Consider the following 25,985-nt stretch of genomic DNA (forward strand, 5'->3'; position numbering starts at 1 on the left):
AGTCAGTTGAACTGGATCACCAATTACGTACGGCCCCGGATCAATTCCATGCTTGGCCGCCGCCCGGAGGTTCCGGAGAACCTGTGGATCAAGTGCCCGGAAACGGGCGAGATGGTCTTCCATAAGGATCTGGAAGACAACAAGTGGGTCATCCCGGCTTCCGGCTACCATATGAAGATGCCGGCCAAGGCACGTCTTGCCGATCTTTTCGATGGCGGTGTCTATGAAGCACTGCCGCAGCCGAAGGTGGCGCAGGACCCCTTGAAGTTCCGCGATTCCAAAAAATACACCGACCGCCTGCGCGACAGCCGCACGAAGACCGAGCAGGAAGACACAATCCTTGCCGGCGTTGGCCTCCTGAAAGGCCTGAAGATCGTCGCCGTCGTGCATGAATTCCAGTTCATGGGTGGTTCGCTTGGCATCGCGGCGGGCGAAGCCATCGTCAAGGCCTTCGAGCGCGCCATTTCCGAGCGTTGCCCGCTCGTGATGTTCCCGGCCTCGGGTGGCGCACGTATGCAGGAAGGCATTCTTTCGCTGATGCAGCTGCCACGTACCACGGTTGCGGTGAACATGCTGAAAGAAGCGGGAATGCCCTATGTCGTGGTTCTGACAAACCCGACGACCGGCGGCGTCACGGCCTCCTACGCCATGCTGGGCGATGTGCATATCGCCGAGCCGGGCGCCGAGATTTGCTTCGCAGGCAAGCGCGTGATCGAGCAGACCATTCGCGAAAAGCTTCCCGAAGGCTTCCAGACTTCGGAATACCTGCTGGAACACGGCATGGTGGATATGGTCATTGATCGCCGCGAAATCCCCGACATGCTGGCCAATCTGCTCAAGATCATGACCAAAGCGCCTGCTGGGAATGCAAATTCGGTCGTCCCGTTGGCCGCTTCGGCCTGAGGAAAAAAATATGTCGCCCGGAGGCATAAACTGCCTTCGGGATGATACTATACGTTGCATGATTTCATCTTTGGTGCGGCGGACAAATGGCAAGCAAAACGCCTGAAAGGCGAACGGAAGACATGACGAAGCCCGCGATCGGTGAGGCCGAGAAGATCATTGAAGAGCTGATGCAGCTCCACCCCAAGGGGTTCGATCTTTCGCTCGATAGAATTTCCCGGCTCCTTGAGAAACTCGGCAATCCTCAAAATAGCATGCCGCCCGTCATCCATGTCGCCGGCACCAACGGCAAAGGCTCGGTCAGCGCCTTTTGTCGGGCCTTGCTGGAAGCAGCCGGACTTCCCGTGCACGTGCACACCAAGCCACATCTCGTCAATTGGCATGAACGCTATCGCATCGGTGTGGCCGGCGAGAGGGGGCGCTTTGTCGATGATGCTGTCTTCGCGGATGCTCTGCGCCGTATTGAAGTTGCCAACGAAGGCCAAAAGATTACCGTCTTCGAGATTCTGACTGCGGTTATGTTCCTTCTTTTTTCGGAACATCCGGCTGACGCAGCTATCGTTGAGGTGGGTCTTGGTGGGCGTTTCGATGCGACCAATGTGATCAACAACCCCGCTGTCTCTATCATTATGCCGATTTCGCTCGATCACGAGGCTTATCTCGGTGACCGCGTTGAGTTGATCGCGGCGGAAAAGGCGGGAATCATGAAAAAGGGTTCCCCCGTCGTCATAGGCCATCAGGAATATGATGCGGCGCTCGAAACGCTCGTCGCCACGGCGGAGCGGCTCGGTTGCCCGGTATCGGTCTATGGGCAGGATTTTTCCGCCCATGAAGAATTCGGCCGCATGGTCTATCAGGATGAGTTCGGCCTGGCCGATGCGCCGCTGCCGCGGCTTCCCGGCCGCCATCAGCTTGCCAATGCCGCCGCCGCGATCCGCGCCGTCAAGGCCGCCGGTTTCGAGGTGACGGAACGGATGATCGAAAAAGCCATGACCTCCGTGGAATGGCCCGGCCGTCTGCAGCGCATCCTGACCGGCAAAATCGCTGAAATGGCCCCGAAGGATTCGGAAATCTGGATCGATGGCGGTCATAACCCCGGCGCGGGCGAAGTCATTGCCGAAGCGATGGCCGGCTTTGAGGAAAAGACGCCACGCCCACTGTTCATCATTGCAGGCATGATCAATACCAAGGATCCGGTGGGCTATTTCAAGGCCTTCGCCGATATTGCCGAATATGTCTTCACCGTGCCGATTGGCGGCACAGATGCGGCGATCGATCCCGTCGTACTTGCCCATGCGGCCTTCGATGCCGGTCTCGTGGCGGCCCCCACCTCGTCCCTCACGCATGCTCTGGAAGAGCTTTCGCGCCGCTTCGACCCCGAAGGACCGGCGCCGCGCATCCTGATCGGCGGCTCGCTTTATCTTGCCGGCAACGCGCTTGCCTTCAACGGCACGGTTCCCCAATAAAAAAGCCCGGCAGCGATGCCGGGCTTTTTTCATTCCATTGATATTGCTTATGCGGCGCCGGAAATCCAGGCGGACAGCGCTGTCTTGGGAGCAGCGCCAACCTTGATGTCGGCCACTTCGCCGCCCTTGAACATGGCGAGCGTCGGGATGGAGCGCACGCCGAACTGGGCAGCCAGTTCCGGGTTTTCGTCGATGTTGAGCTTCGCGACCTTGACCTTGCCGGCAAGCTCCGACGAAATTTCCTCAAGGCTCGGCGCGATCATCTTGCACGGGCCGCACCATTCGGCCCAGAAATCCACCACGACGGGTTCGGCGGATTCGAGGACTTCGGACTGGAAGTTGGCGGCATCGACTTTTACGGTAGCCATATCTGGCTCTCCTTTCAGCTAAACTTTTCCGCTATCGATGTGATGCGGGCGCGTCGGAATTTCAATGCCCCGGTATCTCACTTTGTCTTTATTGCGGCAAGAGCCTGCGTCATTGCATCATCGTCAACCCGCACAAAAGCGGCATTTTCCGTATAGATCAGCGCGCAGACGAATTCCTTGCCGGGATAGAGCGGTGCAAGAATTTCGCGATAGATGGCAAGCTGCGCGGTGTGGGAGAAAGGTATCTCGCGCGCCGTGCGCGGCGGAACCCGGTTCGTCTTGTAGTCGACCAGAATAACGCGATCACCGTCCACCGCCAGCCGGTCGACACGGCCGGAGACGGCATAGTGCTGCCGGCCGATCGTCATCGTGCCCATGATGGAGATTTCCGCGCGGCTGTTGGCGGAAAAGGCCGGTTGCACCGCCGGTTCGGAGATGACCCGCAGAACCGCCCGGATCAAATGCTCACGTTCGCCCGTAGGCCAGAAACGGGCCGCTCGCTCCGCATAGCGGCGGGCAGCCTCTTCCCGCTCCGCCTCGGCAAAATCCGGCAGGGCCTGCAGCATGCGATGCACCAGCCGGCCGCGTTGCAGCGCAAGCGAAGAGACATCGGCTTTCTCGCCGAAAAGCGGCGAACGCACGGCAAGAACATCCGCACCGTCATCGATGATGGTGCCTGCACCGGAAGGGCTAAGCGGCCTTGGCAAGGAGGGCAGGGCAGGCAGGGGAGCAAGCAGCCCGGGCGGAAGAGCATATTCTTCGTCCTGCTGCTTTTCCGGCAGCCTTTGCGGGAGAGATGTCGCGCGAGCCTCGGATTTACGCCAGACAAGCCCCTGCCATTCCTCGCCATCGGCCATGAAAAGCTGCGGTTTGCAATGGTCTTCATTGTTGGCAAGCGCCGCCTTGACGATGGCATGCCAGCATTCGGGGTTTTCCTTCTGACCGCGATAACCGCAGACCACGAGGTGATCGGCGGCGCGCGTCATCGCCACATAAAGCAGCCGTCGATATTCGTCTTCGGCTGCGGTCTTCAGCCGTTCTTCGTCCGAGCGAATGAGATGGTTTGAAAAGCCGCTGCCGGGCAGCCAGACCGGGAAGGCGTCCTCGCCCGCTTCGATGAAGCGCAGTTTCGGCACATGGCTGTGATTGAAGGCCTTCGAACCGCCATCGACGACAAAAACGACCGGCGCCTCAAGGCCCTTGGAGGCGTGCACGGTCATGATGCGTACTTCACCACGATCCTTGTCCTGCTCGCGCTTCACCTCCGGTGAATCGGTTTCCAGAACGGAGAGAAAGGCCTGAAGGCCGGGCAGACCGGTTCTTTCGTGGTCCAGCGCAAAGGACAGGAACTCATCCAGAACGTCGCTCGCCTCATTGCCAAGCCGGCCGAGGAATTTTTTGCGCCCGTCATGCAGGGTCAGGACCGCTGCAAAGAAGTCATGCACGGTGGCCGTTTTGGAAAGCGCGATGAAACCTTCCAGCTTGGCGGTAACGGTGGAAAGATGACTATTCTCTCCCTGTGAAAGGGTTTGCAGCCGTTTCCAGACGCTCTCCGTTTCCGATCGCATGGCGGCGATGTTGAAAACGTCATCTTCGGTCAGGTTGAAGAGCGGGCTCTTCAACAGTGCGGCGAGCGAAAGATCGTCTTCGGGCAGGACCACGAAATGGCCGAGCGCCAGAAGGTCCTGCACGGCAATGTGGTCAGTCAGGCGAAGGCGGTCGGCGCCGGCAACGGGAATATTCTTGCGTCGTTTCAGCTCGCGCGTCAGCGCGTTGACAAAGGCATGGCGTTTTCTGACGAGAACCAGAATGTCGCCTGGCTCCACGGCGCGCTCGACGCCCTTTTCGATGATGGTCTCGCTTCCGATCATATCGGCGATGCGCGCGGCGATCCGGCGGGCGACGATGGTGGCCGGCGCGCTTTCCCGCAGCGCATCGAAGGGCGCTGTCCAATCCTCTTCGTCTTCGGCGGTTTCCGGCGCCACCATGTCCCACACCTCCACGGTGCCGGGATGGCCGGCACGGTTGGATCGGTGCTCCACCGGCTCGTTATCGGCACTGAGGCCGCTGGCGTTATTCGGGTCTGAAAAGACCTGATCGACGGCGGCCAGAACATCCTCCGTGGACCGGAAAGAAAGCGGCAGGCGGATACGGTGAAAGGCCTGATCGACGGAATCGACGCGCTTTTTGGTCTCTTCGCGCTCCTGCGAAAACCGTTCCGGCCGGGCGCCCTGGAATGAATAGATCGACTGTTTTTCATCGCCCACGGCAAAAAGCGTGCGCCGCCCCAGGCGGGCGCTCTCGCCGGTGAAGAAATCCGCCGCCAGCGACTGGATGATCGACCATTGCACCGGGCTGGTATCCTGCGCCTCATCGACGAGAATATGGTCGATGCCCTGATCCAGCTTGTAGTGCACCCAGGCGCCGGCCGTATCGCGGTTGAGAAGGTTGGCCGCGCGCTCGATCAAGTCTTCGAAATCGAGCTGGCTTCGCTGTTTCTTCAGGTCTTCGAAATCGCCGATCAGCCTTTCGGCCAGAACAAGGGCGCATTTTGTCGCCGCCAGCATCCGCACCAGACGATATCGGTTGCGGCAGGAAACGACATGGTCCCGCGCCAGCGTCAGCGCATCGAGAAGTTCGGGGGCGGATTTCTGCATGCCCTTGTTGATGACATAGGCATCCGATTTCTTTTCGCCCTTGGCTGTCAGCAGTGCCGCTTCGATGAATTCCATCCGCCGCACGGGGTCCGACTGTCGTTTTGCCTCCCTGAGCGCATAAGCGACATCGATGACGCGTGATCCACCCACCTCGTCGGCAAGGGCGAGATACGTATCGAGCGCAAGGCCTGAGAGGCCGGGCAGAGGCCAGAAGGCGGCTGCCGCGGTTTCTTCGGTTTCCCCGTCTGCGATCTGCATCGCCTGCCGCAACCGCGCATCGATGCCGCCCGACTGTTTGGCGTCCAGAAGAAAGGCGCGAAGGGCGCTGCGATTGGCGATGATGGCGGAAAGCAGCGATTCCAGTCCGCTTTCGTCGGCGAGATCGAGCACATAAGCGAGCGATTGCGCCAGCTCCGCGTCCCGTTCCGTCGAAACCGCCGTTAGAAGCGAACGGCGTGCTTCGGCAAGCAGCGTGGTTGCGGCGCGGTCGTCAAGAACGGAGAAATGGCCGGCGACATTGGCTTCCAGTGGGAACTGATGCAGCAACGCCTCGCAGAAGGCGTGGATCGTCTGGATTTTCAACCCGCCCGGCGTTTCCAGCGCCTTGGCAAACAGCCTGCGCGCTTCGGCAAGCTTGATGCGATCGGGCACCTTGCCTTCGATGGCGGCGATGCGGTCCTTGAGATCGGAATCCGGCAAAGTAGCCCATTCCGCCAGACGGTCGAAGACGCGGCTGGACATTTCCGACGCCGCGGCCTTTGTATAGGTAAGGCACAAAATCGCCGAAGGTCTACATCCGGCCAGTAGCAGGCGGATGACGCGTTGGGTCAGAACATGGGTCTTGCCGGAGCCGGCGTTGGCCGACACCCAGGCAGAGCTTGCGGGATCGGAGGCAAGCCGCTGCCGGGCGCTGGTCCAGTCGATCCAGCTCTCAGGCGTGTCGGCGGCGGGGCCGGAATCGAAGGGATCAATCGTCATCGCCGTCTCCCGGTTCTGCCGTCGACCATTCCGCAACGCGGGCGAGGTGGTCATATTCCCCACCATAGGATTGTTGCTCTTCCGGCACGAGGCGGGAGGCGAAGCCGTTTTCGCCGTCACGCAGGGAATGGACGAATTTGGTGAGCTGTTCGATCGATTCCGTCGCGAGCTCAATCGCCGATTTCGGCGGTCTTTTGCCGCTTCGGCTGGAATGTTCGTTATTGACCTGATCGGCAAAAAAACGCTCGCCAGGCCGCAGGCGAACATAGATGAGGTTTTCCGGTGTGGGCGAACCGGCTTCGCGGAAGGCGCCGCGCATCAAGGCCGCCGCCTCGAGCGCAAGCTGCGGGTCGAGCAGCGCGCGCGCCTGATTGACGGAAGGCGCAAGCCCCGTCTTGTAGTCGATAATATCCGCCTGACCGTTTGTCTTGACGTCGATGCGGTCGGCGATCCCCGTCAGCCTTATGCCCGCCTCGACGATTTCCTGCCCGGCGCGAGCCTCGTAGAAGCTGTGGCGAATGGATGGATGACGTTCTTTTTCCCAGTCGATAAATGCGCGCGCTACCGCTGCAAAACGCGGCCGCCAGATGACATCCACATGGGGAGGCAGGTTTTCCGCATCGAAACATTCGTCGAGAATGCGCTGCATGGCCGAAAGCGAGGCCGGTGTGCCGGGAACATGTCCCTCACGGGAATAGCGCTCGATGATCGCGTGATAGAGCGTGCCGCGATCGGCGGCGTTCGGATCGCGATTGAAGGGGTCGAGTGGGTCCAGCTTCAGGATGCGCCGCGCATAGATCGAATAGGGATCGCGGCGCAGGCGCCCCACTTCGCTGAAGGAATAGCGCGTCGGCTGCAACGCGGCTGGTGGTTTCGGCGCAGGGCGCTTTGCCGCTTCCTGATCGATGCTTTCATCCATCAATCCCGCCCAATGGCGATAGGTCTCGCCGCGCTTCCTCAGTCTATCGGCAACATCCTCGCCGCCCAGCGCGAGAAGACGCTGGAGCCAGCGTGAGGCGACGGCGGGCGTTGAGCCCTGCCTCAGCGCGCGGGTGTAAAAAATCTGTCGGGTGCCATTTGCCATCTCGAAATCATGCGCCAGCTGACCGATGCGCCGTTCAGGCGGTTCGAGGCCAATGGCGGTCTTCATGGTGCGGGACAGGAAGGGATTATTCGCCGTCTGCCCCGGCCAGAGCCCTTCATTGAGACCACCGATGACAACGGTATCGACGCTTTGCAGCCGTGCCTCAAGCGCGCCGAAGATGAAAATGCGCGGATGACGCATCGATCTTGGCTTGATCGATTCACCGGCTACCAGTGCCGCAAAAATATCGATCCATTGCGGTCCATCCGCATCGAGGATTTCGCCGCTTTCCATCAGCTCGCCGAACAGCTCGGAAAGCTTGTCTCCCGCTTCACCGGACCAGAGCGCGGCAAGATCGCTGTTTTCATCTGCGCAGATGGCTTCGATCACGCGGCCCGTCCGCTCCGCCCAAACGGACAGCGGCAATTTATCGGTGAAGGCACGGCCGGATCGATCTTTGCGGACAAAGGCGGAACCGAGCGGCTCGGTCGCAACGGCAATCCGCCGTGCCAGGTCGCGCGCAGCCTCCGCGCTTGCCTCTGGCAGCGCCAGCCGCCAGGCAGGCGGGTGCCGGTCGTCGCGCTGCGCCAAAAGCTGTGCCTCCAGAACAGCTTCCAGATTGCCGATTTCGGTCTCCACACGGCCGCCGCGCAGCGCGATCAACTCCAGCGCTTTGGAGGCTTTCGCGAAAGCTTCATCGGAAAGCCCGAAGCGGCTAAGCGGATGTTTCAGAAGGGAAATGATCGGCACCGGGTCGCCGGGCCTCAGGATCGCTTCCAGCGCCAGTTGCGTCAGCCCCGCTTGTGGGGTGGCGGAGAGCGGCGTACCGGCCGAGTCGTCTGCTTCGATGCCGAAGCGCTGCAACTCCGTTGCCACGCGCCGCGCCAGCCCGCGGTCCGGTGTTATCAGCGCTGCCTGCGACGGACGCCCAGCGCCAGGCGCTTCAAGCGCAAGCCGCAAAGCCACCGCGATGGCTGTTGCCTCCTCGCGCTCATTGGCGGCTTCTATCAGCGTGGCCGTTGCGAAGGCGTCGTCGAAAAAGCCGGGTTGCCTGTCCTCGCGCCAGCGATTCCAGCCGCTGGTGGATTTGGCTGGCGCGAGTGCGGCCGAAAACACGGCTGCGCGCTTTTCCAGATCGCCATCGATGGCGCCGATCTGAACCACATCGTTGCGCAGGATGCCGAGCTTCTGCAACAGCATATAAAGCCCATATTGCGAGTGGGTGCGGCTCGAAGGATCGGTAGGGTCCTCGGCGATTGCCTCCCACTGCTCCTCCGGCATGGCGAGATCTAGCCCCGGAAGCACGACGGTGCCCTGGGGCAGGGCCGCAACGGCGGCGATAAGATCGGCTGCGGCAGGAATGGAACCCGTCGACCCGGCGACGATGATTGGTCCCGTATCCGGCAAATTGGCAAGCCGGTTCGCTTCCGCCCGCAGGATGGCGTTGCGATGCCGGCCGGCCGAGGAACGGTTGAGTTCGGCAAGCCGCGCCGGCCAGAAGACGCTGGCGATGCGCAGGAAATCCGCCGTCAGTTGCCACCATTGGGCGTGATCGCCAGTATCGAGATGCTGAAGCGCTTCCCAGTCCTTTTCTTCCGTATCCATTGCATCGATCACCTCGCCAAGCGCACGCGCCAGCCATATGGCGTCTGCGGGGCTGGCGGGGGCGACAAGCGGCGAATCGGAATGGATGGCCCGGATGGCATCCGGCAGGCTGTTGCGCCAGGCGAGAATAAGACGCGCCAGCTCGATCAGTCGGCCGGTGCCGGAAATCGGCGGCGCCAGATCCATGATTTCAGGATTTTCGATCTCGAAAAAGCCGCTGTCGTCATCCGTTTCGCCCAAGGGGCGGATCAGCGGCAGAATGGCGGACCGGCCGCCCAGAAGATCGACGAATTCGGAGCGCAGCACACGGGCGGAGCGGCGCGTCGGCACGTAGATCGTCACCTTGGCAAGCGAGAGCGGATCGGCCGGGTCGTATTTATAGCCGGCTGTCAGTGTCCCGTCACACAGCGTTTCCGCGAGCGTCTTGAGGAACGGTGTTCCCGCAGCGATCGTCAGAACGCGCTTTGCGTGGTGGGTGAGCGTCATGCAGAGCGTTTTTCCCTGAATTGGCGGATGATGCTTTCAGCATCGTCTATCGCATCCGGCGTGCCGACAGTGATCCAGTGGCCATCCAGAGAAAGCCCGAAAAGCCGGTCTCTTTCAATGGCGCGGTCGAAATAGATATTGAGGTTGAAGGCATCCGCCGGCGCATCGTCCAGCAGCCGCGAATCCATGGCGATGGCTCCGGCATAAACCACGGGGTTCGGATCGCCATCGCGATACCGCGTCAGTTTTCCATCGGCGGAGAGGTTGAAATCCCGCTTGCCATTGTGCCCGGTGGTGCGGTCCATGTCGACGCAGAGCAGCGCCATGTCCATTTGGGTCGGGTCGAAGAATTGCGCAAGCTTGCGCAGGTTGCTGACCGCATTCAGCTGCTCGCCAATCCAGAAGAGATCGGCATTCATGACGAAGACCGGGCCGGGTTCAAGAAGCTTCAGGCCCTTGGCGAGACCGCCGCCGGAATTCATCAGTTGCGTCCGCTCGTCGGAAATCAGGATTTCGGCGTCGGTGCGCTGCTCAAGATGGGCGACCATCTGTTCCGCGTGGTGGTGCACATTGACGACAATGGTTTCCGCACCGGCTTCGACAAGCGCGTCGAGCGCATAATCGATCATCGGCTTGCCCGCGATCTGGACGAGCGGCTTCGGTATCGTATCCGTGATCGGGCGCATCCGCGTGCCAAGCCCGGCGGCCAGCACCATCGCATTTTTAATCGTCATCGTGGTCAACCGTCTTTCAGTCGTCGAATTCCATGCCCATGCGCAGGCACCAGTCTTTGAGCGGTGCGAGTTCCGGATGCGAAACCGCTGCACTGAGATAGCGGAACGTCCTCGGCATATGTTTCATATAACCGGGTTTTCCGTCTCGTTCCAACAGCCTCACCCAGATACCGGCGAGCTTGCAGTTGCGTTGCGCCGACATGATGGCGAAAGCCTTGAGGAAAAGAGCCTCATCGAAAGAGGGCGCGCTTCTCCTGCTGTCGAGATAGTGCGAAAGCAGGCGCGCTTGCAATTCGGGTGAGATGGTGACACGGGCGTCCTGCACGATGGAGGCAAGATCGTAAGCGCTCGGGCCGATCATCGCGTCCTGATAATCGATCAGGCCGACCTGCCGGATGCCGTTATTCTGCGCCTGCCACAGAATATTTGGCGAATGGAAATCGCGCAGCAGAAGGCCGGTTTCGCAGCCAGCGAGCGCGTCGATCAGCCTGTCCCACAGGGCGTAATAGTCGTACTTCTCGCCATCGGAGAGCTGTGTGCCGCGTTTGTAGGGCAGATACCACTCCACCAGCAACGATACTTCAATTTTCATCGCCTGTCGGTCGAACGGGGGAACCTCATAGGCGCTGCCGTCACCCACCGGCAGCAGGCCAGGTCGCGGGGCCTGATGGAGTGCGGCAAGGCAGGCGACGCTTTGCAGATAGCGGTCCTCCATAGGCGTTCCGTCAGGCGCAAGTACGCCATCCCGCCCCAGATCCTCCAGCAACAGAATACCCTGATCGATATCCACCGCCAGAATCTCAGGGGCGCAAAGGCCGTTATTTCTAAGATAATTGCCGATCGCGACAAAAGAGCGGGCGTCCTGGGCAAGATGGGCGATTTCCGCGTAGGTCTTGCCATCCGCAATGATTGCACCCTTGAGGGGACGTCGCCAATCCATAAGGATAAGGTCCGGGCCGTCAGTGAAAACGGTCTCATAGGCGCGTGTTGAGGCGTCACCGCTGAGAAAACGCCGGGCCGCGTCGCCCCTGCCATTTTTTGCGAGAAACGCGCGGATGGCGAAAACCCGTTCAAGTCGTGCTTTCAGCTTTGCCGGAGCCTCGATGGAGGCGAGCCGCCCTTCGCCGGAATGCGTCAGCCGGAGCGTGACGGTCTGCTCCGGCGGCAGGATCTCGGCGGCCATATCCGGCCATTCGATCAGGCAGATGCCATCCTCCAGCATCTCATCGATGCCGAGTTCGTCCAGTTCCGAAACATCCGAAAGCCGGTAGAGATCGAGATGGGCGACTGGAATACGGGCGGCATAGGTCTGGACGATCGTGAAGGTGGGGCTCGGAACTTCAAGATCCGGCTCGTCCGCCATTGCCCGGATGAAGGCGCGGGCAAGCGTCGATTTGCCGGCGCCGAGATCGCCGATCAGGGCCAGACAATCGCCGGGTTTCAAAGCCAGCGCGAGGTCTTCACCGAGCCTGATGGTGTCCTTTTCTCCCGCAAGGGGAATGGTGATCGGCAAGATGTCTTCGCTCATTCTGCGGCGATGGAATGCGGCCGTGTGCCGGAAGGAATGCGGCAGGTGACGATAGTGCCGTTGCCGGGGCGGCTGTCGATGCTGACCGTGCCATGATGCAGGCTGACGAAGCTTTCGACGATGGAAAGGCCAAGCCCCGCACCGGTTCGCCGCCCGCCATTGCCGCGCGTCGCGAAGCGGTCGAACACGCTCTTCAGCATGTCCTCAGGAATGCCCGGACCCTTATCCGCCACGGAGAACACGAAGTCGCCTTCGCTACGCTGGCAGGAAAGCTGCACGGAGGAACCTTCGGGTGCGAAATTGATCGCATTGGTCAGGAGCTTGATGAGAATCTGCTTCAGCCGCTGATGATCGGCCACCAGACTGCCGAGATGGGCGGGTGCAACGATCTCGAGCGAAATTCCGCTCTCCTGCAGCCGGTCGGCGATCTGCACCGAAACGTCTTCAAGCAATTCGTTCAGATCGTTTTCCGAATAATTGAGCTGCATGATGCCGGCATCGACGGTCGCGAGATCGAGAATATCGTTGACGATGGTCAGGAGCACCGAGGATGAGGTGGAAATATGGTCGAGATATTCCGCCTGCCGTTCCGTCAATTGGCCGATGCCGGGTGTCTTGAGGAGATCGGTGAAGCCGATGATATTCGTCAGCGGTGAGCGCAGCTCGTAGGAAACATGCTGCACGAAATCGTTCTTAAGCTCGTCGGCCTTCAGAAGCGCATCGTTCTTTTCCTTAAGCGCCCGCTCGGCCCGCACGCTGTCGGTCATGTTGACGAAGGTCAGCATGGTCTGCGCATCCGGCAGCGGAATGATGGCGTAGTCGAGCACGAGGCCGGAAAGCAGTTCCAGTGTGCCCTGCCGCGACGGCCGCTCATCGTCGAAGCTGGTGATGAACTGGCTGAAAGCACGCCAGCCGTCCGGCCTGTCATAGGATTGCGTGCAGGCGGTTTCGATGGCGCGGATATGGGTGCCGGTCTCAGCCTGTTCCGCGGTCACGCCCCAGAGCGCCCGGAATGCCGGGTTGGACAGGCGAATGCGCCCATCGGCACCGAACACGGCCACACCTTCGGCCAGATGGTCGATGGTTTCGCCCTGCACCTTTACAAGCGTGTTGTAGCGCATCTGCAGATCGACCTGCTCGGTCAGGTTCTCGAAAACCCAGGTCGCGCCGCCCTGCGGATGGGCAGTGGCGATGACCCGCAGGGTCTGGCCGTTCGGCAGGTGCCAGAGATCGGTCTTGGTGTCCAGCGAACGATAGACGGAAAGCGCCGTCTCCTTCCAGTTCTTCCAGTTCAGCTGCTCCGGCAATTTGCCGGCGGTGCGCAGCCTGTCCAGAAGCTCGGAATTGTCAGGGCTGGATTCGAGGAAAACGAGATCGAGACCCCAGAGAGCCGCAAAAGCCTGATTGTAGAATTGCAGCCGCTGCCGGCCGTCGAAAATGGCGACAGGCGTTGCCAGATGATCGAGCGTTTCGGCGTGGCTCTTCAGAACCCGCTTGAGTTCCTCGCCGATGGTCTCGGCCTCGGTGGCATCGATGGCGATGCCGGCGGACCCACCCGCCGTCTTGATGTCGACAACGTCAAAGAAGGTGCGGTTTCCGGAAACCACCGTCGAAATACGGTCGTGATAGGGCGATTCCGGTGTCGCGGCCGCGCGTATCTTCTGCCGGGTAACCGTGTTCAGCAGTTCGCGTTTTTCATGAACGGCCTGTTCGGTGTCACGGGCATCCACCGCCTGGGCATAGGCGTGGTTGACCCAGATGAGGTCGCCTTCGCCATTGCGCCGCCAGACTGGCTGCTCAATGGAATCGAGAAGTTCCTGAAAGGTCGAGACGGAAGCGATCAGGCGCTCGCGCTCCACCTGCAATTCAGCGAGTTCGGCGCGCAGATTGTTAAGCGCGATGAAACGCGCAAAGGCATTGCCCCCGGAAACCCGGCCCTGCACTTCGATGACTTCACCGCGCTGCGTCTCGATGGTCAGGTCGAAACTCTGGGCATGGCTGCGGAGTTTTTCGATGGATTTTTCAAGCTGGCTTGCGGATGCCGGCTTCAGCCAGCGGCCAAAGGCCAGAAAATCGTGATCCGCCTGCGGCACACCCGTCTCGGCCGGCAGCTGTCCCAGAAATTCGGGCCGCTTGTCCGCGCCATCCCAGATGACGATGCGGCGGCTCTTGTCGGAAATCAACGCCTCGTATTTCGCGATCTTGTGGTGGGACTGGGCAAGCGCCTGTCGGTATTCGCTGCTTTCCGCCTCGATATTACCGCGCTGGCGCACCAGCCAGACGACGGAAAATAGCGTTGCTGAAAGCATGCCGACGAAAAGCGAATAGGTAATGGTTTCTCCGGACGAGAACAATCGCGCGCCGGTCTTTGCCACAAGCCCGTCCTGGGCCATCACAACGGTTGTCGAGCCGGCGAGAACCGTGCCCGAAAGCAGGACAGGAAGCCTCGCAAAGCCTGTCTGAACCGCACTGACAACCTGCCGGCAACGCGCAAGAGCCGCGCTCAATGCCACGCCCGCTTGCGTGTTTTCAACGCGTTGAACTGTCTGCTTGCGCAGATCCGAATTTTGAACCGACATCCCCGGTCTGTCTCCGTCCTATGTGCCGCATCTTCGACAAGACATCCCATTTCGTCCCCGCCGCCCTTTGGCGTGTCCGAATCAAGTCTGATGACAATACCGCCTTCATAAATCTGCGAAAAGGGAGCGCGCAAAAAAGATGCCGCGCGCTTTGTCAAGCGCACGGCATCTAGATATTGTGTAATTTCAGTGGATATTAACTATGAAATTAATATCTGTAGTGTTCGGCCTTGAACGGACCTTCCTTCGAGATGCCGATATAATCTGCCTGAAGGTCGGAAAGTTCGGTCAGGCGCACACCAAGCTTCTCAAGATGAAGGCGCGCAACCTTCTCGTCGAGGTGCTTGGGAAGCACGTAAACTTCGTTCTTGTATTCGCCCTGCTTGGTGAAGAGCTCGATCTGGCCCAGCACCTGGTTGGTGAAGGAGGCCGACATGACGAAGGACGGGTGACCGGTGGCGTTGCCGAGGTTCAGCAGGCGGCCTTCGGACAGAAGAATGATGCGGTTGCCCTTCGGGAACTCGATCATGTCGACCTGCGGCTTGATGTTCGTCCACTTCAGGTTACGCAGCGATGCGACCTGAATCTCATTGTCGAAATGGCCGATATTACCGACGATCGCCATGTCCTTCATCTCGCGCATATGCTCGATGCGGATCACGTCCTTGTTGCCGGTGGTGGTGATGAAGATATCGGCGGAGGAAACCACGTCCTCCAGACGAACGACCTCGAAACCATCCATGGCGGCCTGAAGCGCGCAGATCGGATCGATTTCGGTGACCTTCACGCGGGCGCCGGCGCCCTGCAGCGATGCTGCCGAACCCTTGCCCACATCGCCGTAACCGCAGACCACGGCAACCTTGCCGGCCATCATCACGTCGGTTGCGCGGCGAATGCCGTCCACCAGCGATTCCTTGCAGCCGTATTTGTTGTCGAACTTCGACTTGGTGACGCTGTCATTGACGTTGATCGCCGGGAAGGGCAGCAGGCCCTTCTTGCTGAGATCGTAAAGACGGTGAACGCCGGTCGTCGTTTCTTCCGTGACGCCCTTCAGTGCGTCGCGCTGCTTGGTGAACCAGCCGGGCGAAGCCTTGAGGCGCTTGTTGATCTGCGCGAAGAGAATTTCCTCTTCTTCCGAACCGGGGTTGGACAGAACATCCTCACCGGCTTCGGCGCGTGCGCCGAGCAGAATGTACATGGTGGCGTCGCCGCCATCGTCGAGGATCATGTTGGAGAGGCCGCCATCGGCCCACTGGAAGATCCTGTCGGTATATTCCCAATATTCCGTCAGGGTTTCACCCTTGACGGCGAATACCGGAATGCCGGCTGCCGCAATGGCCGCCGCTGCATGATCCTGCGTCGAGAAAATGTTGCAGGACGCCCAACGGATGTCCGCGCCGAGTTCCTTCAGCGTTTCGATGAGAACGCCGGTCTGGATCGTCATGTGAAGCGAACCGGTGATACGTGCGCCCTTCAGCGGCTTGCTTTCGCCGAATTCCTTGCGGCAGGACATCAGGCCCGGCATTTCGGTTTCGGCGATGTCCAGTTCCTTGCGGCCGAATGCGGCAAGGTTGATATCGGCGACGATGTAGTCCTTCTCAAGGCTCATGAAGTTCTCCAGATCAGAAACGCCGCACCTTGCGGTCCGGCTCTTAAACGTAGCAGCGGTTTAGCAGGCCACGAACGATCTGGCAATGATGATATAAAGAAGTCTTTATGTCTTTATATGGTTCCGGCTCAGGCTTCTTCGCCGAAGCGGTCGGCGACAAGCGCCTCCAGTGCTTCCAGCGCTTCTTTCGCCTGGTTGCCGCTTGCCTCGACATAAACGCTGCAGCCGGGGCTGGCGGCCAGCATCATCAGGCCCATGATGGAGGTGCCGCCAACGGTCATGCCATCCTTGGAAACCGTGATCGTCGCGTCAAAACCTTCGACCATCTGCACGAATTTTGCAGAAGCCCGGGCGTGAAGACCGCGTTTGTTGATGATCGGTAGTTCCCGGGAGAATGGCGACATGGGCTGACTTCTCACTTGCCGCTCAAAACGCGGCTGGCGACGTTGATATATTTGCGGCCGGCATCGGATGCGTCCTGAAGGGCCTTGTCCATATTATCTTCGCTGCGAACGCCTGCAAGCTTGATCAGCATGGGAAGATTGACCCCTGCGATGACTTCGACATTGCCGTTATTCATGACGGAAATCGCGAGATTGGAAGGCGTGCCGCCGAACATATCCGTCAGGATGATCACGCCATTGCCGTCATTGGCGCGCGCAACGGCGTCGATGATATCCTGCCGGCGCTGATCCATGTCGTCTTCGGGACCGATACAGACCGTCTCGATCAATTTCTGGGGACCGACGACATGCTCCAACGCATGGCGAAACTCCTCAGCCAGCTTGCCATGGGTGACAAGCACTAGTCCGATCATGAAATGCTCCCTTGCACACGCACTCTCATTGCCGACTATCGCAACGCGGCAATCCTGTCCATCGGTGGGATTTCATCTTGATGAGGAAAATGCGAATCGCAAGCCTAAAATCGCCCGAATCATCGTCACTTCACATTCGTTTCAAAAAGATTCTGAGCAAGTGCAGCAAATTTTCCATAGGGTGTAAGACTGGAAAGCGGAATGCGCAGAAGCCTGATGTGCCCGCCGCAGGGCAGGGAAAACACCTCGTCATCTTCGGGAAGTCTCGGATTCGTCCCTGAAAGGACTGTCGTGACCGCAAAATGTAGTGGAGCGCGCGCAATGCTTTTGACGGAAACAATACCGCTACCGCGCAATTCCAGCAGGCCGGCGATCGCTTCCGGCCGCTCGGCAATGATGTTGTCGCCATCGCGATACACGAAAATCTGATCGTCCGCGATCAGCGCCGCCGGTAATCCGCAGCGTTCCGCCTCCGTCAGGAAGCTGAAGGCAAGCTCGCTTTTGCCGCTGCCCGAAGGCCCGACGAAAAGGATGCCGGTGTTTTGAACGGTGATGGCGGTGGCGTGCAGGTTGAAGCGTTCAGCGTTCATGGGTTTCGGCCGCCGGCAGCGACAGGGTGAAGCGCGCGCCGGAAATCACGCCATATTTGTCGACCACGTTTTCCGCCCGCAAACTGCCGCCATGGGCTTCGGCGATCTGGCGGCTGATCGAAAGGCCAAGGCCGGAATTCTGTCCGAACCCTTCGCTGGCCGGCCGGTCGGTGTAGAAGCGCTCGAAAATCCGGTCGATGTCTTCGGCCTGAATGCCGGGCCCGTTGTCCTCCACCTGCACGATACAGCGATCCTTGTGACGGGAAAGGCGCACGGTGATGCGACCGCTTTCCTCGGTAACGAAGGAGCGCGCATTCTCGATGAGGTTGGTGACGATCTGGCCGATACGTAGGTCGTGGCCATTCACCACGAATGAGGTTTTCGCGCCCGCTTTCCGGTCGACGACATAGTCTATCGTCACGCTTTTCTTCTTGGTGCTTATCTGGCGGGATATATCCACCAGACCCTTCATCAGCACATCGAGATCGAGCGGCGAGGCGTCGGCGCGCGCCAGTTCGGCGTCGAGCCGCGAGGCATCTGAAATGTCGCTGATCAGGCGGTCGAGGCGGCGCACATCGTGGAAGATGATTTCAGTAAGGCGCTGTTTCGACTCTTCGGTCTTGGCGCGCGGCAGGGTTTCCACGGCGCTGCGCAGCGAGGTCAGCGGGTTCTTGAGCTCATGGCTGACATCGGCGGCGAAGCTTTCGATGGCGTCGATACGGTCGTAAAGCGCCGTCGTCATTTCACGCAGTGCAATCGAAAGATTGCCGATCTCATCCTGACGCGCCGAGAAATCCGGTATTTCCTCGCGGGTTCTCGCCCCGCGGCGCACGCGGATTGCGGCAGCGGAAAGCCGCCGCAGCGGTGTGGCGATGGTGGATGACAGGAGCAGCGACAGCACGATATTGACCAGCGTGGCGATGCCGAAGACACGCATGATGGCGAGGCGCTCCGCATGCACGATCTTGTCGATATCGCCCGCCTGCGTTGAGAGCAGCAGAACGCCGAGCACCGCCCGGAAGCGTTGCACCGGCACGGCAACTGAAACGATCAGCTCGCCCTTTTCAGTGACGCGCACCACCGCGCCGCGCACGCCGGTCAACGCATTCATCACTTCGGGATAGATCGAGCCGTCGCCGCCAGGCGCTTCCTTATATTGCGGCAGGCTGCTCGGCTGCAGCATGCGGTTGAACATGCTGGTGAACCAGTCGCCCCAGGTCTGCGTCTCCGGCGTTACCGGCGGCAGGTCGAAGCGCAGAACCTGACCGCGCGAATAAAGATGACGTGAATCGAGCAGCAGATTGGCGTCGGCATCGAACAGCCGCGCGCGGGTACGCGTCGGCGAAATCAGCCGTCGTAGCACCGGCGCCACCCGTTCCGGATTGATCGGGAAACTCAAATCCTCGTCATTAGGGGCAGGGGTGATGCTTTGCCCCGCCTGCAATTCGAGCAGCTTTTCCGGATTGATGGTAATCGAATTGGTATCGACCGAGGCGGAAGCGGAGACAGCGCCAGCGATGATCTCGCCCTGCGTCAGCAGGCTTTCCACGCGCGCATCGATCAGCCCCTCGCGGAACTGATTGAGGTAGAGAATGCCGCCGACCAGAACCACCGTCGCCGCGACGTTGAAGAACAGGATGCGGCGCGTGAGGCTGGAAAACACCGCATTGCCGAAAATGCGTCGGATGATCGTCAGCGGATGGATACGATGGCGGCGTTCGCTGCCGCGTTCTTCGGCATCGTCGCTGTCCGAGACGGTTTCCGGCGTTTTCTTCAACACGTATTCAAGTCCTCACCACCCCCATATCGGGTGGCCCCTTCTGCGCGAGTCGGCTTGTTCAAGCCGCTTCGCGGAAGCGATATCCTACGCCATAAAGCGTTTCAATCATATCGAAGTCGCCATCGACCAGTTTGAACTTCTTGCGAAGGCGCTTGATGTGGCTGTCGATGGTGCGGTCATCCACATAGACCTGTTCGTCATAGGCGGCATCCATCAGCGCGTCGCGGCTTTTCACCACGCCCGGCCGCTGCGCCAGCGAATGCAGAATGAGGAATTCGGTGACCGTCAACGTCACCGGCTCACCTTTCCAGGTGCAGGTGTGGCGTTCCTGGTCCATGGCGAGCTGCCCGCGTTCCAGCGTACGCGCCTGCTGATCGGCGGTCGGCTTCAGCACGCTGCCGGTTGCGGCGGACGCCTCGCGGCTGCTGGCGCGGCGCAGGATGGCCTTGACGCGTTCCACCAGAAGGCGCTGCGAGAAGGGTTTCGTGATGAAGTCGTCCGCACCCATCTTCAGGCCGAACAATTCGTCGATCTCTTCATCCTTGGAGGTGAGGAAGATGACCGGCAGATCCGACTTCTGGCGAAGACGCCGCAAAAGCTCCATGCCGTCCATGCGTGGCATCTTAATATCGAAAATGGCGAGCTGCGGCGGACGGGCGATCAACCCGTCAAGCGCGGAAGCGCCGTCCGTATACGTTTCGACCCGGTAGCCTTCGGCTTCGAGCGCGATCGATACCGAAGTCAGAATATTCCGGTCATCGTCGACAAGCGCGATCGTCTGCATGTAGTTGGTCTCCATCGTCATTTTCTCGTAACTCCCGACATTCACCCAGCCAAGGTTGCGCGCCGCGAGCCACTCTCTTGAGTATAAAGGTGGAACAAATTGTGGCAAAGGAAAACTCGCTCCGAAATCGCCGCCCGGGCGGGAGCGGATTTTGCGAAAAGGCCGCAGCTGGATTTTAATGCGTCTTCAACCGATTTAAAAAGAAATAAAATCTTTTAAATCGATTAATATATTGAAATCACTAAGTTTTTTAAAGTTCTGCTCTTGCGTTTCCAAAAGCTGCCACGTATTTTCCGAGGAAATTTCAACGTCCTTATCGTCATTAACAAGGAACGCGTCATGAACGAGCTTGGGGTTCATAATCCTGCCAATGGAGTTGCGGAACTCGGACTGGGCGAGGCCTCCCGCGTCTTTTATAACCTCAACGAGAGCGAATTATACGAAGAGGCGATCCGCAATGGCGAGGCCGAACTGACCATCGATGGCGCGCTGCGCGCCGTCACCGGCCAGCACACGGGCCGTTCTCCGAAGGACAAATTCGTCGTCCGCGATGCGTCCACCGAGAACACCATCTGGTGGGACAACAACAAGCCGCTTTCGCCGGAAAATTTCGAGCTGCTGCGCAAGGACATGCTGGCCCATGCCGCCGGCAAGACGCTTTACGTGCAGGATCTGATCGGCGGTGCCGATGAGGAAAATGCTCTGCCGACACGCGTCGTCACCGAACTTGCCTGGCACTCGCTGTTCATCCGCAATCTGCTGATCCGTCCGAAGCGGGAAAAACTGGCGGGTTTCAAACAGAAGCTCACCATCATCAACCTGCCGAGCTTCAAGGCCGATCCGGCCCGTCACGGTGTGCGTTCGGAAACCGTCATCGCCTGCGATCTGACCAACGGCCTCGTTCTCATCGGCGGCACGTCCTATGCCGGCGAAAACAAGAAGTCGGTCTTCACGGTGCTGAACTACCTGCTGCCGGCCAAGGGCGTCATGCCCATGCATTGCTCCGCCAATGTCGGTCCGCAGGGTGATTCTGCTGTGTTCTTCGGCCTCTCCGGCACCGGCAAGACCACGCTGTCTGCCGATCCTTCGCGCACGCTGATCGGCGATGACGAACATGGCTGGGGCGAGCACGGCATCTTCAACTTCGAAGGTGGCTGCTATGCCAAGGCGATCAAGCTTTCGGCTGAAGCCGAGCCGGAAATCTACGCCGCGACCCGCCGTTTCGGCACGGTTCTCGAGAACGTCGTGCTGGACGAAAACCGCGTTCCCGATTTCAACGACAACTCGCTGACGGAAAATACCCGCAGCGCCTATCCGCTGCACTTCATTCCGAATGCATCGGAAACGGGCATTGCCGGCCATCCGAAGACGATCATCATGCTCACGGCGGATGCCTTCGGCGTGCTGCCGCCGATTGCCCGGCTGACGCCGGAACAGGCCATGTACCACTTCCTCTCCGGTTACACCGCAAAGGTTGCCGGCACGGAAAAGGGCGTGACCGAGCCGGAAGCGACCTTCTCCACCTGCTTCGGCGCACCCTTCATGCCGCGCCACCCGGCGGAATACGGCAACCTGCTGCGCGAACTGATCGGCAAGCATGGTGTGGATTGCTGGCTGGTCAATACCGGCTGGACCGGCGGTGCTTACGGCATCGGCAAGCGCATGCCCATCAAGGCAACCCGCGCGCTTCTGACCGCCGCACTGACCGGCGACCTGAAGAATGCGGAATTCCGCACCGACGCGAATTTCGGTTTCGCCGTGCCGCTGTCGCTGGATGGCGTCGACAGCGCGATCCTCGATCCGCGTTCGACCTGGGCCGATGGCGCAGCCTATGACGCGCAGGCAAAGAAGCTGGTCTCCATGTTCGTCACGAACTTCACCAAGTTCGAAGATCACGTCGACAGCAAGGTTCGCGATGCAGCCCCGGGCCTTTTGCTCGCGGCTGAATAATAAAGCCTCATTTGTGAGGAGGGGACCCGGCCTTGTGCCGGGTTCTTTCGTTTGGCCTGCTGTTTCCATTCCTGCCGATCTATGGCATCACCGGCGCGGAGAAAGATCATGGCCAGCGACCCGCTTTACATCAGCAACCGTATCACCATCGCCGGCTGGGAGCTGACGGAGCAATTCGTGCTGGCCGGCGGGCCGGGCGGCCAGAACGTCAACAAGGTCTCTACGGCGGTTCAGCTGTTTTTCGATATTGCCAATTCGCCCTCCCTTCCGGACCGGGTAAAGACCAACGCACTGCGCCTCGGTGGCAGGCGCGTTTCGAAAGACGGCGTGCTGATGATCGAGGCAAGCCGGTTTCGCAGCCAGGAGCGCAATCGCGAAGATGCACGCGAGCGGCTTAAGGAGTTGATCCTGGAGGCGGCGGCTCCGCCGCCACCGGTTCGCAAGGCCACCAAGCCGACAAAAGGCTCGGTCGAGCGTCGTCTGAAGGCAAAGTCCGGCCGTTCGGATATCAAGAAGATGCGCGGCAAGCCCTCCGGCGACTAATCCGAAGGTGCTTGATTTTCAGAGCTTACGAAGCGCAACGGTGTCGATCAGATGGTTCCTGCCTTTGCGCAGGATGAGATCGGCGCGCGGGCGCGTCGGCACGATGTTCTGCCGCAGGTTCTTCAGGTTGATGTTCTGCCAGAGCCCTTCGGCAATGCTCAACGCCGCTTCTTCACTGATCGAGGCATAACGATTGAAGAACGAACTGGGATCGCGGAAGGCCGTTTTTCTCAGATTCATGAACCGGTTCACATACCAGTTGTGAATAAGGCCCTCATCGGCATCGATATAGATCGAGAAATCGAAGAAGTCGGAAACAATTGGCACGATCCGTCCACCCGCCGGCAAATCGCGCGATTGCAGCACGTTGATGCCTTCGAAGATGAGAATATCCGGCTGGTCGATGACAGTGAACTCGTTCGGCAGAACGTCGTAGGTCAGGTGCGAATAACGCGGCGCCTTCACATTCGGCTGGCCCGCCTTGATCGCCGACAGGAAACGCAGGAGCGCGCCGATATCGTAGCTTTCGGGAAAACCCTTGCGCTCCATCAGGTTCTCGCGCCGTAGAACCTCATTCGGATAAAGAAATCCGTCTGTCGTGATGAGATCGACCTTGGGGCTGGAGGGCCAGCGCGCCAGAAGCTCCTTCAGGATACGCGCCGTCGTCGATTTTCCAACCGCCACGGAGCCGGCAATGCCGATAACGAAAGGCGTCTTGTTGACATCCGCCATGTTGAGAAAACGGTTGCGCTGTTCGAACAGCAGCTGCGACGCCTCCACATGCGATGACAGCAGGCGCGACAATGACAGGTAAATGCGCCGCACCTCGTCCAGATCGATCGGGTCGTCCAGCGAGCGCAGCCGTTTGACCTCGTCGGCGGAAAGCGTCAGTGGTGTATCGGCACGAAACTTCGACCATTCTTCCGAACTGAAGAAGTGGTAGGGCGAATATTCATCCGGTCGGAAATGATCGAGTGTGCTCGGCATGCCTCTCTCCCCGCTGCCTGCCTCGACATTCATGATGTCGGCCTCGCCGCTTTTTCCGCAAGGCCGGTTTGCCCCGTACGACGCTCCAGCTCGGCAAAAACGTCGTCCAACGGAATATCTGCGATCTTCAGCACCACCAGCAGATGGTAGAGCAGATCGGCCGCCTCGTTCTTCAGCCCGTCGCGATCTTTCGCGATGGCTGCGATAACGGCTTCGACCGCTTCTTCGCCGAGTTTTTTCGCCGCACGCTCCTGGCCCGCCGCAACCAGCTTGGCCGTCCAGGATTCTTCAGGAGAGGCAGCGGCGCGGGTCGCGACGATGCGCTCCAGATCGGAAAGGGAAAATGCGCTCATGGGAAATTCCTGCAATCAATCGAGACGCATGGCGATGCCGTGCTCCGCCATGTAGTTCTTGGCTTGCCCGATCGAATAGGTGCCGAAGTGGAAGATGGAGGCAGCGAGCACCGCAGTTGCATGGCCATCGCGCACGCCCGCCACCAGATCGTCCAGCGTGCCGACGCCGCCGGAGGCTATGACGGGCACGCGAACCTGATCGGCAATGCTGCGTGTCAGGCCGATATCGTATCCGCTCTTGGTGCCGTCGCGATCCATCGAGGTAACAAGCAATTCGCCAGCGCCGCGTTCGACCATCTTGATGGCGAATTCCACGGCGTCGATACCGGTGGGCTGGCGTCCGCCATGGGTGAAGATTTCCCAGCGGCCTTCTTCTCCATCCTTCGAAACCCGCTTGGCGTCGATGGAAACGACGATGCACTGGTTGCCGAACTTGTCGGCCGCCTGCGCCACGAAATCCGGATCCTTCACCGCTGCGGAATTGATGGAGACCTTATCGGCACCGCAGAGAAGCAGCTTGCGAATATCCGCGACGCTGCGAACCCCGCCACCGACGGTCAGTGGCATGAAGCAATGATCGGCTGTGCGCGAGACGACATCGAAGATCGTGTCGCGATTATCCGAAGAGGCGGTGATGTCGAGGAAGCAGAGTTCGTCCGCTCCCGCCGCATCATAGGCTTTCGCTGCCTCGACCGGGTCGCCGGCATCGATCAGGTCGACGAAGTTCACGCCCTTGACGACACGGCCGTCTTTCACATCGAGGCAGGGAATAACGCGGGCTTTGAGGGTCATGCGTTTACCTCCTTTGCAGCCTTGATAAGGGCAAGCGCCTCAGCAGGATCGATACGGCCGTCGTAAAGCGCGCGGCCGGAAATCGCGCCTTCGAGCTTTGCGGCATCCGGCTGCAACATGCGCTTGATGTCGTCGATGGAGGCGAGACCGCCGGAGGCAATGACCGGGATGGAAACGGCGTCGGCCAGTTCCAGCGTCGAAGCCCAGTTGATGCCGGCCAGAATGCCGTCGCGATCGATATCGGTATAGATGATGGCGGCGACGCCGGCACCCTCGAAACGTTTGGCCAGTTCGATGACGCCGAGTTCGGACGCTTCCGCCCAGCCCTCAACGGCAACCTTGCCGCCCTTGGCATCGATGCCGACGGCGACCTGGCCGGGGAAACGCTTGCAGGCTTCAATGACCAGAACCGGATCGCGCACCGCAACGGTCCCGAGAATGACACGGGCAAGCCCACGGCTCAGCCACGCTTCGATATGATCGAGCGTGCGGATGCCGCCACCCAGCTGTACCGGGTTTTTCGTGGCTTTCAGAATGGCGTCGACTGCCTCGCCATTCACGGTCTGGCCGGCGAATGCGCCGTTGAGATCAACGACATGCAGCCATTCGAAGCCCTGATCCTCAAAGGCCTTCGCCTGCGCGCCGGGGTCCTCGTTATAAACGGTGGCCTGGTCCATATCGCCGAGTTTCAGGCGAACGCACTGGCCGTCTTTAAGGTCGATTGCGGGAAAAAGAATCATGTCAGGGCTTCCAGCGCAGGAAATTGGAAATCAGGGCAAGGCCGAGCGTCTGGCTCTTTTCCGGGTGGAATTGCGCACCCGCCATATTGTCGCGACCGACGAAAGCCGTCATCGCGCCACCGTAATTGGTGGTGGCGATGACATCCGTCGAATGCTTGGCGGCCAGATGATAGGAATGCACGAAATAGGCGTGCAACCCGTCCGCGCCGGTCTTGATGCCGTCGAAAAGAGGGTGTGCGTGGCGGATTTCCAGCGTGTTCCAGCCGATCTGCGGAATCTTGAGGCTCGAATCGGACGGCGTCATTTCCACGACATCGCCTTCGATCCAGCCAAGGCCCTTGCTGACAGTCTTTTCCAGCCCGCGCGAGGACATGAGCTGCATGCCGACGCAAATGCCGAGGAAGGGATGGGCCTTTTTCTCCACAGCTTCGATGAGTGCGTCATGCATGCCGGGAACAGCGTCTAGACCGGCGCGGCAATCCGCATAGGCGCCGACGCCCGGCAAAACGATGCGATCCGCCGAGGCGACATGATCCGGCTTGTCGGTCAGGTCGATGGTTGCATTGATGCCGGCTTCGCGGGCGGCACGCTCGAAAGCTTTTGTGGCCGAACGCAGATTGCCCGAACCGTAGTCGATGATCGCGACACGCAT

The 25,985-nt window shown here is 59.9% G+C and carries 21 protein-coding genes; 4 read left to right on the plus strand and 17 right to left on the minus strand.

Annotated features, from left to right (window positions below; translation table 11 throughout):
* Nucleotides 1-6: 6 nt before the first annotated feature.
* A complete protein-coding gene (accD, locus tag PH605_RS05230; protein WP_142844467.1) occupies nucleotides 7-903 on the plus strand; it encodes an acetyl-CoA carboxylase, carboxyltransferase subunit beta in 897 nt (298 codons plus the stop codon).
* 86 nt (nucleotides 904-989) lie between these two features.
* Complete coding sequence (locus PH605_RS05235; protein WP_174039765.1) at nucleotides 990-2,369, plus strand: bifunctional folylpolyglutamate synthase/dihydrofolate synthase; 1,380 nt, start codon at nucleotides 990-992, stop codon at nucleotides 2,367-2,369.
* A 47-nt stretch (nucleotides 2,370-2,416) separates the two neighbouring features.
* Here PH605_RS05235 and trxA read toward each other — a convergent pair whose 3' ends face one another.
* The 12 genes from trxA to chvI all read right to left on the minus strand — a co-directional run bounded on the left by trxA (nucleotide 2,417) and on the right by chvI (nucleotide 19,968).
* Nucleotides 2,417-2,737 (minus strand): thioredoxin, encoded by a 321-nt coding sequence (trxA, locus tag PH605_RS05240; RefSeq protein ID WP_003505361.1) that lies wholly within the window; start codon nucleotides 2,735-2,737, stop codon nucleotides 2,417-2,419.
* A gap of 77 nt (nucleotides 2,738-2,814) precedes the next feature.
* Nucleotides 2,815-6,372 carry a double-strand break repair helicase AddA gene (gene addA / locus PH605_RS05245; protein WP_142844469.1) on the minus strand — a complete coding sequence of 1,186 codons (3,558 nt, stop codon included), beginning with the start codon at nucleotides 6,370-6,372 and terminating at the stop codon, nucleotides 2,815-2,817.
* A complete protein-coding gene (addB, locus tag PH605_RS05250) occupies nucleotides 6,362-9,547 on the minus strand; it encodes a double-strand break repair protein AddB (protein WP_142844470.1) in 3,186 nt (1,061 codons plus the stop codon). Before addB ends, addA begins: the two co-directional genes overlap by 11 nt.
* Nucleotides 9,544-10,281, minus strand: coding sequence for a nucleotidyltransferase family protein (locus tag PH605_RS05255; protein WP_065657022.1), 738 nt, complete (start codon nucleotides 10,279-10,281; stop codon nucleotides 9,544-9,546). Before PH605_RS05255 ends, addB begins: the two co-directional genes overlap by 4 nt.
* Before the next feature lie 16 nt (nucleotides 10,282-10,297).
* Entirely contained in the window at nucleotides 10,298-11,809 is a 1,512-nt protein-coding gene (gene tsaE / locus PH605_RS05260) for a tRNA (adenosine(37)-N6)-threonylcarbamoyltransferase complex ATPase subunit type 1 TsaE (RefSeq protein WP_142844471.1), read from the minus strand.
* A complete protein-coding gene (locus PH605_RS05265; RefSeq protein WP_065656805.1) occupies nucleotides 11,806-14,388 on the minus strand; it encodes a sensor histidine kinase in 2,583 nt (860 codons plus the stop codon). Before PH605_RS05265 ends, tsaE begins: the two co-directional genes overlap by 4 nt.
* Nucleotides 14,389-14,596: 208 nt before the next feature.
* Nucleotides 14,597-15,997, minus strand: a complete 1,401-nt coding sequence (ahcY, locus tag PH605_RS05270) for an adenosylhomocysteinase (protein ID WP_035264116.1) — start codon at nucleotides 15,995-15,997, stop codon at nucleotides 14,597-14,599.
* A 128-nt stretch (nucleotides 15,998-16,125) separates the two neighbouring features.
* Nucleotides 16,126-16,401 carry an HPr family phosphocarrier protein gene (locus PH605_RS05275; protein ID WP_003521181.1) on the minus strand — a complete coding sequence of 92 codons (276 nt, stop codon included), beginning with the start codon at nucleotides 16,399-16,401 and terminating at the stop codon, nucleotides 16,126-16,128.
* 11 nt (nucleotides 16,402-16,412) lie between these two features.
* Nucleotides 16,413-16,814: a PTS sugar transporter subunit IIA gene (locus PH605_RS05280; protein ID WP_003505374.1), complete on the minus strand. Its 402-nt coding sequence runs from the start codon at nucleotides 16,812-16,814 to the stop codon at nucleotides 16,413-16,415.
* A 125-nt stretch (nucleotides 16,815-16,939) separates the two neighbouring features.
* The gene (locus PH605_RS05285; RefSeq protein ID WP_142844472.1) at nucleotides 16,940-17,404 is read right to left on the minus strand and encodes an HPr kinase/phosphorylase; all 465 of its coding nucleotides are present in this window, start codon (nucleotides 17,402-17,404) and stop codon (nucleotides 16,940-16,942) included.
* Entirely contained in the window at nucleotides 17,394-19,184 is a 1,791-nt protein-coding gene (gene chvG / locus PH605_RS05290) for a two-component system sensor histidine kinase ChvG (RefSeq protein WP_078052255.1), read from the minus strand. Before chvG ends, PH605_RS05285 begins: the two co-directional genes overlap by 11 nt.
* A 58-nt stretch (nucleotides 19,185-19,242) precedes the next feature.
* Nucleotides 19,243-19,968: a two-component system response regulator ChvI gene (chvI, locus tag PH605_RS05295; protein ID WP_003505377.1), complete on the minus strand. Its 726-nt coding sequence runs from the start codon at nucleotides 19,966-19,968 to the stop codon at nucleotides 19,243-19,245.
* Between the two features lie 339 nt (nucleotides 19,969-20,307).
* On the opposite strand from chvI, the gene PH605_RS05300 reads away from it, so the two are divergent.
* Nucleotides 20,308-21,918 carry a phosphoenolpyruvate carboxykinase gene (locus PH605_RS05300; protein ID WP_035222020.1) on the plus strand — a complete coding sequence of 537 codons (1,611 nt, stop codon included), beginning with the start codon at nucleotides 20,308-20,310 and terminating at the stop codon, nucleotides 21,916-21,918.
* A gap of 108 nt (nucleotides 21,919-22,026) precedes the next feature.
* Entirely contained in the window at nucleotides 22,027-22,461 is a 435-nt protein-coding gene (arfB, locus tag PH605_RS05305; protein WP_065656802.1) for an alternative ribosome rescue aminoacyl-tRNA hydrolase ArfB, read from the plus strand.
* 18 nt (nucleotides 22,462-22,479) lie between these two features.
* Here arfB and coaA read toward each other — a convergent pair whose 3' ends face one another.
* Genes coaA through hisH form a run of 5 tightly spaced genes read right to left on the minus strand, consistent with a single transcriptional unit; the run spans nucleotide 22,480 to nucleotide 25,985 of the window.
* Nucleotides 22,480-23,481, minus strand: coding sequence for a type I pantothenate kinase (gene coaA / locus PH605_RS05310; RefSeq protein WP_174036646.1), 1,002 nt, complete (start codon nucleotides 23,479-23,481; stop codon nucleotides 22,480-22,482).
* On the minus strand, nucleotides 23,478-23,801 hold the full coding sequence (locus PH605_RS05315) for a phosphoribosyl-ATP diphosphatase (protein WP_078052432.1): 324 nt from the start codon (nucleotides 23,799-23,801) through the stop codon (nucleotides 23,478-23,480). Before PH605_RS05315 ends, coaA begins: the two co-directional genes overlap by 4 nt.
* 15 nt (nucleotides 23,802-23,816) lie before the next feature.
* Complete coding sequence (hisF, locus tag PH605_RS05320; protein WP_052818623.1) at nucleotides 23,817-24,593, minus strand: imidazole glycerol phosphate synthase subunit HisF; 777 nt, start codon at nucleotides 24,591-24,593, stop codon at nucleotides 23,817-23,819.
* Nucleotides 24,590-25,333 (minus strand): 1-(5-phosphoribosyl)-5-[(5-phosphoribosylamino)methylideneamino]imidazole-4-carboxamide isomerase, encoded by a 744-nt coding sequence (gene hisA / locus PH605_RS05325; protein ID WP_065656800.1) that lies wholly within the window; start codon nucleotides 25,331-25,333, stop codon nucleotides 24,590-24,592. The genes hisF and hisA overlap by 4 nt, the downstream gene beginning before the upstream one ends.
* Before the next feature lies 1 nt (nucleotide 25,334).
* Nucleotides 25,335-25,985 (minus strand): imidazole glycerol phosphate synthase subunit HisH, encoded by a 651-nt coding sequence (hisH, locus tag PH605_RS05330; RefSeq protein WP_142844473.1) that lies wholly within the window; start codon nucleotides 25,983-25,985, stop codon nucleotides 25,335-25,337.

It is taken from the genome of Agrobacterium sp. CFBP 3001 (assembly GCF_027871605.1).
Taxonomy (GTDB): domain Bacteria; phylum Pseudomonadota; class Alphaproteobacteria; order Rhizobiales; family Rhizobiaceae; genus Agrobacterium; species Agrobacterium leguminum.